12 protein-coding genes are annotated in these 13,826 nt (G+C 62.4%); 7 read left to right on the forward strand and 5 right to left on the reverse strand.

Annotation, left to right across the window (positions count from 1 at the left end):
* Nucleotides 1–5 precede the first annotated feature (5 nt).
* Genes mnmG through F3H87_RS14990 form a run of 4 tightly spaced genes read left to right on the forward strand, consistent with a single transcriptional unit; the run spans nucleotide 6 to nucleotide 4,207 of the window.
* Nucleotides 6–1,874 (forward strand): tRNA uridine-5-carboxymethylaminomethyl(34) synthesis enzyme MnmG, encoded by a 1,869-nt coding sequence (gene mnmG, locus F3H87_RS14975; RefSeq protein ID WP_149787362.1) that lies wholly within the window; start codon nucleotides 6–8, stop codon nucleotides 1,872–1,874.
* Nucleotides 1,874–2,485 (forward strand): 16S rRNA (guanine(527)-N(7))-methyltransferase RsmG, encoded by a 612-nt coding sequence (gene rsmG, locus F3H87_RS14980; RefSeq protein ID WP_149787361.1) that lies wholly within the window; start codon nucleotides 1,874–1,876, stop codon nucleotides 2,483–2,485. The genes mnmG and rsmG overlap by 1 nt, the downstream gene beginning before the upstream one ends.
* The gene (locus tag F3H87_RS14985; protein ID WP_149787360.1) at nucleotides 2,478–3,287 is read left to right on the forward strand and encodes a ParA family protein; all 810 of its coding nucleotides are present in this window, start codon (nucleotides 2,478–2,480) and stop codon (nucleotides 3,285–3,287) included. Before rsmG ends, F3H87_RS14985 begins: the two co-directional genes overlap by 8 nt.
* Nucleotides 3,288–3,304: 17 nt before the next feature.
* Complete coding sequence (locus F3H87_RS14990; RefSeq protein ID WP_149787359.1) at nucleotides 3,305–4,207, forward strand: ParB/RepB/Spo0J family partition protein; 903 nt, start codon at nucleotides 3,305–3,307, stop codon at nucleotides 4,205–4,207.
* Here F3H87_RS14990 and F3H87_RS14995 read toward each other — a convergent pair.
* From F3H87_RS14995 to rph, 4 genes are read right to left on the reverse strand one after another with little or no spacing between them, the layout of a single operon-like run.
* A complete protein-coding gene (locus tag F3H87_RS14995) occupies nucleotides 4,197–4,550 on the reverse strand; it encodes a YbaN family protein (RefSeq protein ID WP_149787358.1) in 354 nt (117 codons plus the stop codon). The genes F3H87_RS14990 and F3H87_RS14995 overlap by 11 nt on opposite strands.
* Before the next feature lies 1 nt (nucleotide 4,551).
* A complete protein-coding gene (gene hemW, locus F3H87_RS15000; RefSeq protein WP_149787357.1) occupies nucleotides 4,552–5,709 on the reverse strand; it encodes a radical SAM family heme chaperone HemW in 1,158 nt (385 codons plus the stop codon).
* Nucleotides 5,702–6,313: an RdgB/HAM1 family non-canonical purine NTP pyrophosphatase gene (gene rdgB, locus F3H87_RS15005; protein ID WP_149787356.1), complete on the reverse strand. Its 612-nt coding sequence runs from the start codon at nucleotides 6,311–6,313 to the stop codon at nucleotides 5,702–5,704. Before rdgB ends, hemW begins: the two co-directional genes overlap by 8 nt.
* A complete protein-coding gene (gene rph, locus F3H87_RS15010; protein ID WP_149787355.1) occupies nucleotides 6,310–7,023 on the reverse strand; it encodes a ribonuclease PH in 714 nt (237 codons plus the stop codon). The genes rdgB and rph overlap by 4 nt, the downstream gene beginning before the upstream one ends.
* Nucleotides 7,024–7,135: 112 nt before the next feature.
* Between rph and hrcA the strand changes: the two genes are divergently transcribed.
* Both hrcA and F3H87_RS15020 read left to right on the forward strand, forming a co-directional pair.
* Nucleotides 7,136–8,200, forward strand: a complete 1,065-nt coding sequence (gene hrcA, locus F3H87_RS15015) for a heat-inducible transcriptional repressor HrcA (protein ID WP_149787354.1) — start codon at nucleotides 7,136–7,138, stop codon at nucleotides 8,198–8,200.
* A 9-nt stretch (nucleotides 8,201–8,209) separates the two neighbouring features.
* Nucleotides 8,210–8,773 (forward strand): nucleotide exchange factor GrpE, encoded by a 564-nt coding sequence (locus tag F3H87_RS15020; protein WP_149787353.1) that lies wholly within the window; start codon nucleotides 8,210–8,212, stop codon nucleotides 8,771–8,773.
* A gap of 20 nt (nucleotides 8,774–8,793) precedes the next feature.
* On the opposite strand, the gene mutS is transcribed toward F3H87_RS15020, so the two are convergent.
* Nucleotides 8,794–11,412 (reverse strand): DNA mismatch repair protein MutS, encoded by a 2,619-nt coding sequence (gene mutS / locus F3H87_RS15025; RefSeq protein WP_149787674.1) that lies wholly within the window; start codon nucleotides 11,410–11,412, stop codon nucleotides 8,794–8,796.
* Nucleotides 11,413–11,569: 157 nt separating this feature from the next.
* On the opposite strand from mutS, the gene F3H87_RS15030 reads away from it, so the two are divergent.
* A complete protein-coding gene (locus tag F3H87_RS15030) occupies nucleotides 11,570–13,825 on the forward strand; it encodes an NADP-dependent malic enzyme (protein WP_149787352.1) in 2,256 nt (751 codons plus the stop codon).
* Nucleotide 13,826 lies beyond the last annotated feature (1 nt).

The raw sequence follows: 13,826 nt of genomic DNA on the forward strand, positions 1-13,826 counted from the left end.
TTCACGTGAAACATTTTGACTTCGATGTTCTGGTTGTCGGCGGGGGCCATGCGGGTGCGGATGCCGCGCATGCGGCTGCCCGTATGGGTGCGCGCACCGCGCTGGTCACGCTGCGGCGCGACGGGATCGGTGTGATGTCCTGCAACCCCGCCATCGGTGGGCTGGGCAAAGGGCATCTGGTGCGCGAGATTGATGCGCTGGACGGCGTGATGGGGCGTGTTGCGGATAAGGCGGGCATACAGTTTCGGCTGCTGAACCGGCGCAAGGGTCCGGCGGTGCAGGGGCCGCGGGCACAGTCTGACCGCAAGATTTACCGCACAGAAATGCAGGCTGAGATGGATGCCCGGCCCGGCCTGACGATTGTCGAGGGTGAAGCGACGGATTTCCTGATGGATGATGGCCGGGTTTCCGGCCTGATCCTGGGGGATGGCAGTGAAATTCGGGCGAAAACAGTTGTTCTGACCACCGGCACTTTCCTGCGTGGCGTGATCCATATCGGCGATGTTTCGCGTCCGGGTGGGCGGATGGGGGATAAACCCTCTGTTCGCCTGGCCGAGCGAATCGACAGTTTTGCCCTGCCATTGGGGCGGCTGAAAACCGGCACACCGCCCCGCCTGGACGGCCGCACAATCGCCTGGGATAAGCTGGAAGAGCAGCCGGGCGACGACGATCCGGTAATGTTTTCCTTTCTTTCCAAGGGGCCGTTCGTTCGACAGGTGTCCTGCGGGATCACGCACACGAATGAGCGCACGCACGAGATCATCCAGAACAACCTGACGCGGTCGGCAATGTATGGCGGCCATATCGAGGGGGTTGGCCCCCGGTATTGCCCGTCGATTGAGGATAAGGTCGTGCGGTTTGCCGACAAGTCATCGCATCAGATCTTTCTTGAGCCCGAGGGCCTGAACGACCACACGGTTTATCCGAACGGCATTTCGACCTCACTGCCCGAGGATGTTCAGCACGACTATGTGCATTCGATTTTCGGGCTGGAGGAGGCTACGATCCTGCAGCCGGGTTATGCGATCGAATACGATTACGTCGATCCGCGCGCGCTGGATTTGCGGCTCGCGGTACGGAGCGTTCCGGGGCTGTACCTGGCCGGGCAAATCAACGGTACGACGGGATATGAGGAGGCTGCGGCGCAAGGGCTTGTCGCCGGGTTGAATGCGGCGGCCGAGGCGTTGGGGCGCGATCCGATCACGTTCAGCCGGTCCGACAGCTATATCGGTGTGATGATCGACGACCTGACCACCAGGGGTGTAAGCGAGCCATATCGCATGTTCACCTCGCGCGCCGAGTTCCGGCTGTCGCTGCGCGCGGATAACGCGGATCAGCGCCTGACGCCGCTTGGTTTGGGTATTGGCTGTGTCGGTGAACAGCGTAAGCGCGCCTTTGGTACAAAGATGGAGCGGTTGGAAGCAGGGAAGGCGCTGCTCGAATCGCGCACCTATACGCCGCGCGAGGTGGCCTCGCTCGGGCTGAAGGTGAATCAGGATGGCGCGCGGCGGAGCGGGTTTCAGATTCTGGCATTTCCCGATGTCAGTTTCGAGGATGTGATTCGGCTGGAACCGGGGTTGAGCGGCGTCGATGAAGAGACGCGGCGCCAGTTGGAGCGCGATGCGCTCTACGCCAATTATATCGAGCGCCAAAAGCGGGATGTTGAGGCCATGAAGCGGGATGAACAACAGGTTATCCCGCCGGATTTCGAGTTTTCGGTCATTGAGGGGCTGTCAAACGAGCTGAAAGTAAAGCTTGCCGCCACACGGCCGGGCAATCTCGCCCAGGCGGCCCGGATTGACGGGATGACGCCGGCGGCGCTGACCTTGATCCTGGCGCGGTTGCGTCGTGAAAGACGCGAGAAGTCGGCGTGATGCATGAAACCCCCGGAGTCGATGTTTCACGTGAAACAATCGCGCGGCTGGAACACTACGTGGCGCTTTTGAAAAAGTGGAACCCGCGCATCAACCTGGTCAGCAGGTCAACGCTGGCCGATGCGTGGGAACGGCATGTCAGGGATTCTTTGCAAATATTGTCGCTTGCGCCAGCCGGATGGAAGACGTGGGCGGATCTGGGGAGTGGCGGCGGTTTTCCGGGGTTGGTGATTGCGATCGCGGCATTGGAGCTGAATCCCGGCGCCCGCGTCATACTGGTGGAAAGCGACCAGAGAAAATGCGCTTTTCTTCGCACAGTGATCCGCGAAACCGGTGCAAATGCCGAAGCGATCGCCCGGCGTATCGAGGATGTACAGCCGATCGGCGCGAATGTCGTTTCGGCGCGAGCGCTGGCCGATCTTTCGACGCTTTTGGAGTTCGCCGAAAGGCATGGCGGTGAGGGGTGTGTCGCGCTGTTTCCCAAGGGCGCCACATGGAAAAAAGAACTTACCGAAGCACAGCAGGAGTGGGAATTCTCCTGCGCCCGATATAAAAGTGAAACCGAAGAAAAATCCGTCATCCTGAGGATCGAAGGAGTCGCCCGTGTCTGACCCCACACGCCCGCCTGGGCCACGCATCATCGCTGTTGCAAACCAGAAGGGCGGCGTGGGCAAGACCACTACGGCCATCAACCTTGCCGCAGCGCTGTCGGCGCAAGGCCAGCGCGTGCTGATCATCGACCTTGATCCGCAGGGCAATGCATCAACGGGGCTGGGGATCGAGGTGGATGATCGCGAGCTTACCACCTACGAGCTGTTGCTTGAGGATATCGAGCTTGGCACGGTGATCCAATCGACGGAAACTGAAAATCTGTTCATCGTTCCGGCGACGATTGATCTGAGTTCGGCGGATATCGAGCTGATATCCAACGAAAAGCGCAGCTTTCTTTTGCATGATGCGCTGCGTCAGCACGCGATGGATGATTTCCGCTTTGATTACATCCTGATTGACTGCCCGCCTTCGCTGAACCTTCTGACGGTCAACGCGATGGTTGCGGCGCATTCCGTGCTGGTCCCGCTGCAATCCGAATTCTTTGCGCTTGAGGGGCTTTCTCAGCTTATGCTGACGATTCGAGAGGTGCGCCAGACCGCGAACCCGAACCTGAGGATCGAAGGTATTGTGTTGACCATGTATGACAAACGCAACAGGTTGAGTCAGCAGGTCGAGCAGGATGCGCGGGAAAACCTGGGGGATCTGGTTTTCAAAACGGTAATCCCCCGGAACGTGCGCGTGTCCGAGGCGCCGTCTTACGCGGTGCCGGTTCTGGATTACGATCCCACCTCCAAGGGGGCGCAGGCCTATCTTGATCTGGCGCGGGAAATCCTGCGGAATCACACGAAACTTGCGGCATGAGTGACGGAGACGGCAATATGGACAAGAAAACCAAATCGCGCGGGTTGGGCCGTGGCCTGTCGGCCCTGATGGCGGACGTCAATGCCGAAGAGGGGGGGCAGGAAAACGCGCCACGCCGCGCCGACCTGTCGGTTCCGATCGAGCGGATTCATCCGAACCCCGATCAGCCGCGCCGCAGTTTTACGCCCGAGCAGCTGGAAGAGCTTTCCGCCTCGATCAAGGAAAAGGGTATTATCCAGCCACTGATTGTCCGGCCGCGTCCTGACAGCGATGGCGAGTACGAGATCGTCGCGGGCGAGCGGCGTTGGCGGGCGGCTCAGATGGCGCGTCTGCACGAAGTCCCCGTTCTCGTGCGGGATTTCAACGATACCGAAGTTCTTGAGGTTGCGATTATCGAGAACATCCAGCGCGCCGACCTGAACCCGGTGGAAGAGGCCGCGGGCTATCGTCAGCTTATGGACAAGTTCGGCCATACCCAGGAAAAACTGTCCGAGGTTCTGGGGAAAAGCCGCAGCTACATCGCCAACCTCGTGCGCCTGCTGAGCCTGCCGGACGAGGTGCAAACCTATCTGCGTGAGGGGAAACTGTCAGCCGGTCATGCGCGCGCGCTGATCACGTCAGAAGATCCCGCAGGCCTTGCCCGCAAGGTGATCCAAAAGGGCCTGTCGGTGCGCGAAACCGAAAGCCTGGCGAAAAAGGCCGTTGGCAACATCTTCGCCGAGAGTGGCAAGACGACGCCGAAAAAGGCGGCTGAAAAGGATGCCGATACCAAGGCCCTTGAAGGGGATTTGTCGGCCGGCCTGGGCATGAAGGTCGAGATCGACCACGATAAAGGGCAGGAATCGGGTCGATTGGTGATCCGTTACGATTCCCTCGACGATCTTGATGAGCTGTGCATGCGCCTGTCGGCTATGCGCTAGGGCGCGACCAGAGGAAGATCAGGACGCAGGACAGGACAACGGCCTGAATCGCCAGTATCTGCCAGCGCAGCCCAAGCAGCAGCGAGACCGCGAAAACCAGCACGATCGACAGGGTTGCGATGCGTTTGCCGCGCGGATTTATCGCGCCGCGTTCCTGCCAGTCGATGATCGACGGGCCGAATGTCGGGTGGGCCAGTATCCAGCCATGCAGGCGTTCGGATGAGCGTGCGAAAAAGAACGCGGCCAGCAGCATGAAGGGAACGGTCGGCAAAAGCGGCAGAAAGATTCCGATCAGGCCCAACCCGACCGAAAGAAGCCCCAGACTGGCCCAGACAAAGCGCATTTCAGTCTACCAAAAGCTGTTCCAGAACCGCATTGAGCACCAGCCGCCCCTCGGCCGTCGGACGCAGGAATGCGGCGTCATGCTCGATCATGCCGATATCCTGAAGATAGCGCAATTTGTCCTGCGGCAAAGGCCGGCCCGCGATACGCGCATATCTGCGCGGATCAATGCCTTCGACCAGGCGCAGGCCCATCATCAGGAATTCATCGGCCTGATCGGAGGGGGCGATGGGGCTGCGAAGCTCGTCGGCATTTCCGGCTTCGGCCTGCTGCAGCCATTTTCCCGGAGCGCGCCATTGCTCTGTGGCGTGGCGTTGTCCGTTCAGTGTCAGACGCCCATGCGCGCCGGGGCCGATGCCGATGTAATCACCGTAACGCCAATAGATCCTGTTATGCCGGGATTCCGCGCCGGGACGGGCATGGTTCGACACCTCGTAGGCCAGAAACCCGGCCGCACCGCAAATGTCCTGCGTGGCCTGGTACATATCGGCGGCCTGATCGTCCTGCGGCAGTCCGCGCAGCTTTCCGGCATTGTACCTGTCGCCGAACGCGGTGCCCTGTTCGATGGTCAGTTGGTAAAGCGACAAATGATCGACAGCCATGGACAGTGCCTGGTTCAGCTCGTCCTGCCAGTCCTCCAGGGTTTGATCCTGTCTTGCATAAATCAGGTCAAAGCTGACGCGCTCAAACTGATTGCGCGCGATGTCGAAAGCGCGCCGGGCCTCGTCAACCGTGTGGATACGGCCAAGCCGGGCAAGATCGCGGTCGTTCAGCGCCTGGATGCCCATCGAGATACGATTCACGCCAGCCTGTGCATATCCGGCAAAGCGCCCGGCCTCGACCGAGCCGGGATTCGCCTCCAGCGTGACCTCAAGATCGTTGGCGGCGGGCCAGTGGTGGCGGATGCGTTCCAGAATACCGGCAACCACATACGGTTGCATAAGGCTGGGCGTGCCGCCACCGAAGAACACGGATGTCAGAACGCGGTTAGGCACCTTGGCGGCATAGCGGTCGATTTCGGCGATATAGGCGCTGAGCCAGCGGGATTGGTCGATTTCGCGGGCAACGTGGCTGTTGAAGTCGCAATATGGGCATTTGGCCTGACAAAAGGGCCAGTGCAGATAAAGGCCAAAGCCCCCCTCTTGCCAGTCCTCAGCCAAAACAGCCCGCGACGAATTTGCGGAATGCATCCGCGCGGTGGCTGATCCTGTTCTTTTCCCAGCGGTCCATTTCACCGAAGGTGATGTTGTAGCCTTCGGGCATAAAGATCGGGTCGTATCCATGACCCTGATCGCCGCGCATCGGCCACACGACGCGGCCGGGCATCACGCCGGGGAAAACCTCGTCACGCCCGTCTGGCCAGGCAAGCACCAGCGTGCAGCAAAATCGCGCGGTCCAGGGCTCCGGCGTGCCTGACGCGAGCAGTTTGTCATGGGTGCGGGTCATGGCCATGACAAAATCACGACCAGTCTCTGTTTCGGCCCAATCGGCGGTATAAACGCCGGGTGCACCGCCCAAGGCGTCGATCTCGATACCCGAGTCGTCGGACAGCGCGGGCAGGCCCGTGGCCCTGGCGGCGGCATGGGCCTTGATGCGCGCGTTTTCCACGAAGCTCGTGCCATCCTCGACCGGCTCGGGCAGATCCATCTCAGCCCCACCCACCACGCTGACGCCAAACGGTTCCAGAAGAGCGGCGATTTCTTCCAGCTTGCCCTTGTTGTGGGTGGCGACCAGCAGGCGGTCGCCCTGGAACCGGCGTGTCATGCCACCGCCGCCATTTGGGCCGCAACCAGTTCGCCAACGCCTTTTTCAGCAAGATCCAGAAGCTGGTTCATCTGGTCGCGGGAATAGGTGGCGCCCTCGGCGCTCATCTGCACCTCGATCAGACGACCGTCGGCGAGCATGATGAAATTGCCGTCGACGCCGGCCTCGGAATCCTCGGGATAATCGAGATCCAGCACCGGTTGGCCCGCGTAAATTCCGCAGGATACCGCCGCGACAGGCGAGACAAGCGGATCGCTGAGGACATCTCCCGCCTTCATCAGCTTGTTCACGGCCAGTTTCAGCGCAACCCATCCGCCGGTGATCGAGGCGCAGCGGGTGCCGCCATCGGCCTGGATCACATCGCAATCCACGGTGATCTGCCGCTCACCCAGTGCCACGCGGTCGACGCCCGCGCGCAGGGACCGCCCGATCAGCCGTTGAATTTCCACGGTGCGCCCGCCCTGTTTGCCGGCCGACGCCTCGCGCCGCATCCGCGAGGTGGTGGAACGCGGCAGCATCCCGTATTCCGCCGTGACCCAGCCAAGGCCGGACCCCTTGATAAAGGGCGGTACGCGATCTTCGATCGTGGCGGTGCACAGGACATGGGTGTCGCCCATGCGGATCATGCATGACCCTTCCGCATGTTTCGTGACCCCTGTTTCGATTGAAACCGGGCGCATTTCGCTTAAATCTCGTCCAGACGGGCGCATGGCATCTCCTCGCTTTGCACTCTGGGGATACAGGCGTGACGGGCCCATGCGCAACCCCGATTGACCTTTGCAACCCTTCCCCTTTAATGGCCTCTTGTCTGAGGTTCCGACGATGCACGACGACACGAACATTCTGGCTGAGATGAACGACCGCTCGCGCGAGGTGTTTCGCCGCGTGGTCGAGGGCTATCTGGAAAGCGGCGACCCCGTGGGCAGCCGCACCCTGACCCGCACGTTAAGCGAAAAGGTCAGTGCGGCCACGATCCGTAACGTCATGCAGGATCTGGAGCTTCTCGGGCTTCTCGGCAGTCCGCATGTCAGCGCGGGCCGCGTTCCGACGCAGCTGGGCCTTCGGCTGTTCGTGGACGGGCTGCTTGAGGTGCGCGATCTGGACGAATCCGACCGCAAGAAGATCGACGAAACCGCGGGCAGTAACAGCCAGGATGTCGGTGGCCTGCTGGATCGGGTCAGCACGGCATTGTCCGGCGTGACGCAGGGTGCGTCGCTGGTTCTGGCCCCCAAGCACGAGGCGCCGATCAGGCATGTCGAGTTTGTCAGCCTCGGGGCTGACCGTGCTTTGGTAGTGCTGGTGTTCTCGGACGGGCATGTGGAAAACCGGCTGTTCACCCCGCCTGTCGGGCAAACGCCATCCTCGATGCGTGAGGCGGCGAATTTCCTGAACGCCCTGGCCGAGGGTCGCACGCTGAGCGAACTTCAGGCCGTGATCCGGCGCGAAATCACGCTGCGCCGGCAAGAGATCGACACGCTGGCGCGCGACCTGGTGGAAAGCGGCCTTGCCGTGTGGGAGAGCGAAGGCGAACATGGCGAACGGCTGATCGTCCGCGGGCGGTCGAACCTGCTGTCCGACGAAACCTCCGAGGCCGAGCTGGAAATGATCCGCACGCTGTTCGATGATCTTGAACGCAAGCGCGACATCGCCGAATTCCTGCAACTTGCCGAAACCGGCGAGGGTGTGCGGATTTTTATCGGCTCCGAGAACAAACTTTTCTCACTTTCGGGTTCATCTTTGGTCGTCTCTCCATATATGAACGCTGACCGGAAGATCATGGGCGCGGTGGGCGTGATCGGCCCCACGCGCCTGAACTATGGACGCATCGTGCCGATTGTGGATTACACGGCGCAACTGGTCGGAAAACTGATTTCAGACCGCAGTTAGAGGTGAAAGATGGCAGAGCCCAGGGAAGAGGAATTCCTCGACGATATCGAACAGGCCGAGGCCGAGGCGAACGCCGCCGCCGAAGAAGAGATCACTGACGAGGCGGCAGAGGTCGATGCCCTGCGCGCCGAACGTGACGAATATCGTGACAAGTTCATGCGCGCGCTGGCAGACGCCGAAAATTCGCGTAAGCGCGCCGAAAAGGATCGCCGCGAGGCCGAGCAATATGGCGGGTCCAAGCTGGCCCGCGACATGCTGCCGGTTTACGACAACCTCAAGCGTGCGCTTGAGGCCGCGACCGATGAACAGCGCGCGGCCTTCGGTCCGTTGCTCGAAGGGGTCGAACTGACCCTGCGCGAGCTTCTCAACGTGTTCGGCAAGCACGGGATCGAGCTTGTCAGCCCGGTTGAGGGCGACCCGTTCGACCCGCAACTGCACCAGGCCATGTTCGAGGCGCCGGTGCCCGGCACCAAGGCCGGGCAGATCATCCAGGTTTCGGCCGAAGGTTTCATGCTGCACGACCGCCTGCTGCGGCCCGCGCAGGTCGGCGTGTCGTCGAATACCGGGGCATAAGCATTGCGGGACGGGTGGCGTCACCCGTCCTTTGCCAGCATCTCACGCAGATCGTAGAGCGCCTGCAACGCCTCGCGCGGGGTCAGGTCGTCGGGGCGAATCTCGCGCAGGCGGTCTTCGACCCCGGATGATTGCGCAGGCTTGGCGGGCGCCGGTGCGGGCGCTGCGGCGAACAACGGCAGATCGTCGATCAGCGCCTTGGGTTTTGCCGCGCCTTCCCGTTCGCCCTGTTCCAGCGCATCCAGAACGACCCGGGCCCGCGCCACCACCGATTCCGGCAGCCCGGCCAGTTTGGCCACCTGCACCCCGTAGGACCGGTCGGCCGCGCCCTTGCGCACCTCGTGCAGGAAAATCACGTCGCCTTCGTATTCGCGCACGGCAACGGTGGCGTTATCGACGCGATCCAGCTTGCCGGCCAGTTGCGTCAGCTCGTGATAATGCGTGGCGAACAGCGCGCGGCAGCGATTGACCTCGTGCAGATGTTCCAGCGTGGCCCAAGCAATCGACAGCCCGTCATAGGTGGCGGTGCCGCGCCCGATTTCATCGAGGATGACAAGCGCCTTGTCATCCGCCTGGTTCAGGATCGCGGCGGTTTCCACCATTTCCACCATGAAGGTCGACCGCCCGCGCGCCAGATCGTCCGAGGCGCCGACGCGGCTGAACAACTGGCTGACCATGCCGATATGCGCGTGGCGGGCCGGCACGAAGCTGCCCGCCTGCGCCAGCAGGGCGATCAGCGCGTTCTGGCGCAGAAAGGTCGATTTACCGGCCATGTTCGGCCCCGTCAGCAGCCAGATATCCGAGGCATCCCCCAGCGCGCAGTCATTGGCGATGAACGGGCCGCCCCCTTGCTGACGCAGCGATTGTTCCACCACCGGGTGCCGACCGCCTTCGATCTCCAGCATCCGGCTGTCATCGACCACGGGCCTGCCCCATGCCTCGCCGCGCGCAAGGTCGGCCAGCGCGGTGGTCAGGTCGATCTCGGCCAGCGCGCGGGCGGCTTGCGCGACCTCGGCGGCGCGTTCCAGAACCTCGTGTTTCAGGCTGTCATAGAGCCGCTTTTCGATCTCGATCGCCCGTCCGCCCGCGTTCAGGATGCGGGTTTCCATCTCGGACAGATCGACCGTAGTGAACCGCACCTGATTCGCCGTGGTCTGGCGATGCTTGAAGCTTTCGTTCAGCGGTGCCGACAGCATCTTGTCGGCATGCGTGGCCGTGACCTCGACGAAATAGCCCAGCACGTTGTTGTGTTTGACCTTCAGCGACGCGATGCCTGTCAGCTCCTGGTATTGCGACTGCATCGCCGCGATGACGCCGCGCCCTTCGTCGCGCAGCTGGCGCATCTCGTCCAGTTCCGCGTCGTATCCCGGTGCTATGAACCCACCATCGCGCACCAGCAGGGGCGGTTCGGCGATCAGCGCCTGATCCAGAAGGTCCAGCAATTCATCATGGCCGATCAGGCTCTGTTTCGCCTGCATCAGCAGTTCAGGCATCTCGTCCGGCAGGGTTTGCGCAATCCCGGCCGCCTGTTCCAGCCCGTTGCGTATCGCGGTCAGGTCGCGGGGGCCGCCGCGATCCAGCCCAAGGCGCGACAGCGCGCGATCCAGATCCGGCACCTTGCGCAACGCGCTGCGCAAATCGGCGGAAAGCCGGGTTTCGTCATGGGCGAACTGCACCGCCTCCAGCCGTGCCTGAACGACCTCCAGCACGCGCGACGGGCTGGACAATCGCCGTTCCAGCAGGCGCGCGCCGCCGGCGGTCAGCGTGCGGTCGACCGCAGACAACAGCGAACCGGTACGTCCGCCATTCATCGAATGGGTGATTTCAAGGTTGCGGCGGGTTGCGGCGTCGATCTGCATCACGCGCGCCTCGGCCTCGCGGACGGGCGGGCGCAGCAGCGGCAGTTTGCCCTTCTGCGTGATCTCCAGGTATTCGACGATAGCGCCCATCGCCGAAATCTCGGGCCGGGTGAATTGCCCGAACGCCTCAAGCGAGCCGACGCCAAACAGGGTGCAAAGCCGTTTCTCGGCGCCCTGGCTGTCAAAGGCCGCGCGCCCCAGCGCCGTCAGCGATGCGCCGGAGTCCGAGACTGTTTCGGCCATATCCGCCTCTTGCGCCTCGGATACGATCACCTCGGACGGGGCAAGGCGGGCCAGCTCCGGCCCCAGCCGCACCGGCGCCAGCGGCATTACGTGAAACTCACCCGTGGAAATATCGGCCCAGGCCAGCGCGCTGGCATCGCGCACCGTAACGAAGGCGGCCAGGTAATTGTGCCGCCGCGCCTCGAGCAGCGATTCCTCGGTCAGGGTGCCGGGCGTGACCAGCCGCACCACGTCGCGCCTGACCACCGATTTCGACCCACGCTTTTTCGCCTCTTCCGGGCTTTCCATCTGTTCGCAGACGGCGACGCGAAACCCCTTGCGGATCAACGTCAGCAGATAACCCTCGGCCGAATGAACCGGCACGCCGCACATCGGAATGTCCTGATCCAGATGCTTGCCGCGTTTCGTCAGGGCGATATCCAGCGCTTCGGCCGCGGACACCGCATCGTCAAAGAACATCTCGTAAAAATCGCCCATCCGGTAGAACAGCAGCGCGTCGGGGTATTGCGCCTTGATTTCCAGATATTGCGCCATCATCGGCGTGACGTTCGACACGAGAAACACCCCCTTGGTTTCGCGCGACCTTACAAATGCCGCCGCGCGCGTCCAAGGGCCAATCGGTGCAAACGGTTGAGGCAGGCGCGTGCGCCATGTAAGAGGCATCAGCCCGACCCAATCACAGGCCCCCGTAAAGATGTCGAAAAACCGTATCACCCGAGAAGAGGCGCTGGCCTTTCACCTGGAACCCACCCCCGGCAAGTGGGAGGTGAACGCCACCGTCCCGATGACCACACAGCGCGATCTGTCGCTGGCCTATTCGCCGGGCGTCGCCTTTCCGTGCGAGGAAATCGCGGCCAAGCCGGAACTGGCCTATGACTTCACCAACAAGGGCAACCTTGTGGCGGTGATTTCGAACGGCACGGCGGTTCTGGGGCTTGGCAACCTCGGGGCGCTGGGATCGAAGCCGGTGATGGAGGGCAAATCGGTCCTGTTCAAACGCTTTGCCGATGTGAACTCGATCGACATCGAACTGGATACCGAGGACGTGGATGCGATCTGCAACGCGGTCAAGCTGATGGGGCCGACCTTTGGCGGTATCAACCTCGAAGACATCAAGGCGCCCGAGTGTTTCATCATCGAACAGCGTCTCAAGGAAGAGATGGATATCCCCGTCTTCCATGACGACCAGCATGGAACGGCGGTGATATGCGCGGCGGGGCTGATCAACGCGCTGCACCTGTCGGGCAAGAAGATCGAGGATGTCAAGATTGTCCTGAACGGCGCGGGGGCTGCTGGCATTGCCTGTATCGAGCTGCTGAAGCGTATGGGTGCGCGGCACGAAAACTGCATCGTCTGCGACACCAAGGGCGTTATTTACCAGGGCCGGACCGAGGGAATGAACCAGTGGAAATCGGCCCACGCAATCAAGACCGAGTTGCGCAGTCTTGAGGATGCGATGAACGGGGCCGACGTGTTCCTGGGCGTGTCGGTCAAGGGTGCCGTCACGCAGGACATGGTGGCCAGCATGGCCGACAACCCGGTTATCTTTGCGATGGCCAACCCCGACCCGGAAATCACCCCGGAAGAGGCGCACGAGGTGCGGCAGGATGCGATCGTCGCAACCGGGCGCAGCGACTATCCCAATCAGGTGAACAACGTCCTTGGCTTTCCCTACCTGTTCCGTGGTGCGCTGGATATTCACGCGCGGGCCATCAACGACGAGATGAAGATCGCCTGCGCCGAGGCGCTGGCCGAACTTGCGCGGGAAGACGTGCCCGACGAGGTTGCGATGGCCTATGGCCGCAAGCTGACCTTCGGTCGCGATTACATCATCCCCACGCCGTTCGATCCGCGCCTGATCCACCGGGTGCCGCCCGCCGTGGCCCGTGCCGGGATGGATACCGGCGCGGCGCGTCGTCCGATCATCGACATGGACGCGTATGAGCTGGGCCTGAAAACCCGGATGGACCCGACCGCCAGCATCCTGCGCGGGATCAACGCCCGCGCCCGCAACGCGCAGGCGCGCATGATCTTTGCCGAGGGTGACGATGTGCGCGTGCTGCGCGCCGCCGTGATGTATCAGCGGCAGGGGCTGGGCAAGGCATTGGTTGTCGGGCGCGAACATGACGTCCGGGAAAAGCTTGAGGCCGCCGGCATGGGCGATGCCGTGCGCGAGCTTGAGGTGGTGAACGCCGCCAATACCCGCCATCTCGATACCTACAAGCAGTTCCTGTACGACCGGTTGCAGCGCAGGGGATATGACCGGCACGATATCCACCGGCTTGCGGCGCGCGACCGGCACGTGTTCAGCGCGCTGATGCTGGCGCACGGGCATGGCGACGGGATGATCACCGGGGCCACCCGGAAATCCGGGCATGTGATGGAACTGATCAATCACGTTTTCGACGCGGATGCATCGCACGGGGCGGTGGGCGTTACCGCGCTGTTGCACAAGGGGCGGATCGTTCTGGTGGCCGACACCCTGGTGCATGAATGGCCGGACCAGGAGGATCTTGCCACTATCGCCGAACGCTCGGCCGACGTGGCCCGGCACCTCGGGATCGAGCCGCGCGTTGCCTTCGTTTCGTTCTCGACCTTCGGCTATCCGCGGTCCGAGCGGGCCGAGAAAATGCATCTTGCCCCCCGTGTGCTGGAACGTCGCGGCGTCGATTTCGAGTTCGAGGGCGAAATGACCGTGGACGTCGCCCTGAACCCGCAGGCGCAGGCGGCCTATCCGTTCCAGCGTCTGTCCGGCCCGGCCAATATCCTTGTCGTGCCCGCGCGGCATTCGGCCTCGATCAGTGTCAAGCTGATGCAGGAAATGGCCGGTGCCACGGTGATCGGGCCGATCCTGTCGGGTATCGACGCGTCGATCCAGATCTGTTCGTCGAACTCGACGGCGACGGATATCCTGAACATGGCGGTCATGGCCTCGTGCAAGGTCGGCTGAA

Origin of the sequence: Lutimaribacter pacificus (genome assembly GCF_900142185.1) — a bacterium.
Taxonomy (GTDB): domain Bacteria; phylum Pseudomonadota; class Alphaproteobacteria; order Rhodobacterales; family Rhodobacteraceae; genus Lutimaribacter; species Lutimaribacter pacificus.

What these genes read in the sequence shown, in the direction of transcription:
- hrcA (WP_149787354.1), top strand. Translation starts at nt 7,136, where the DNA reads ATGCACGACGACACGAACATTCTGGCTGAGATGAACGACCGCTCGCGC.
- F3H87_RS14995 (WP_149787358.1), bottom strand. Translation starts at nt 4,550, where the DNA reads ATGCGCTTTGTCTGGGCCAGTCTGGGGCTTCTTTCGGTCGGGTTGGGC.
- rsmG (WP_149787361.1), top strand. Translation starts at nt 1,874, where the DNA reads ATGCATGAAACCCCCGGAGTCGATGTTTCACGTGAAACAATCGCGCGG.
- F3H87_RS15020 (WP_149787353.1), top strand. Translation starts at nt 8,210, where the DNA reads ATGGCAGAGCCCAGGGAAGAGGAATTCCTCGACGATATCGAACAGGCC.
- F3H87_RS14990 (WP_149787359.1), top strand. Translation starts at nt 3,305, where the DNA reads ATGGACAAGAAAACCAAATCGCGCGGGTTGGGCCGTGGCCTGTCGGCC.
- F3H87_RS15030 (WP_149787352.1), top strand. Translation starts at nt 11,570, where the DNA reads ATGTCGAAAAACCGTATCACCCGAGAAGAGGCGCTGGCCTTTCACCTG.
- rdgB (WP_149787356.1), bottom strand. Translation starts at nt 6,313, where the DNA reads ATGACACGCCGGTTCCAGGGCGACCGCCTGCTGGTCGCCACCCACAAC.
- mutS (WP_149787674.1), bottom strand. Translation starts at nt 11,412, where the DNA reads ATGATGGCGCAATATCTGGAAATCAAGGCGCAATACCCCGACGCGCTG.
- rph (WP_149787355.1), bottom strand. Translation starts at nt 7,023, where the DNA reads ATGCGCCCGTCTGGACGAGATTTAAGCGAAATGCGCCCGGTTTCAATC.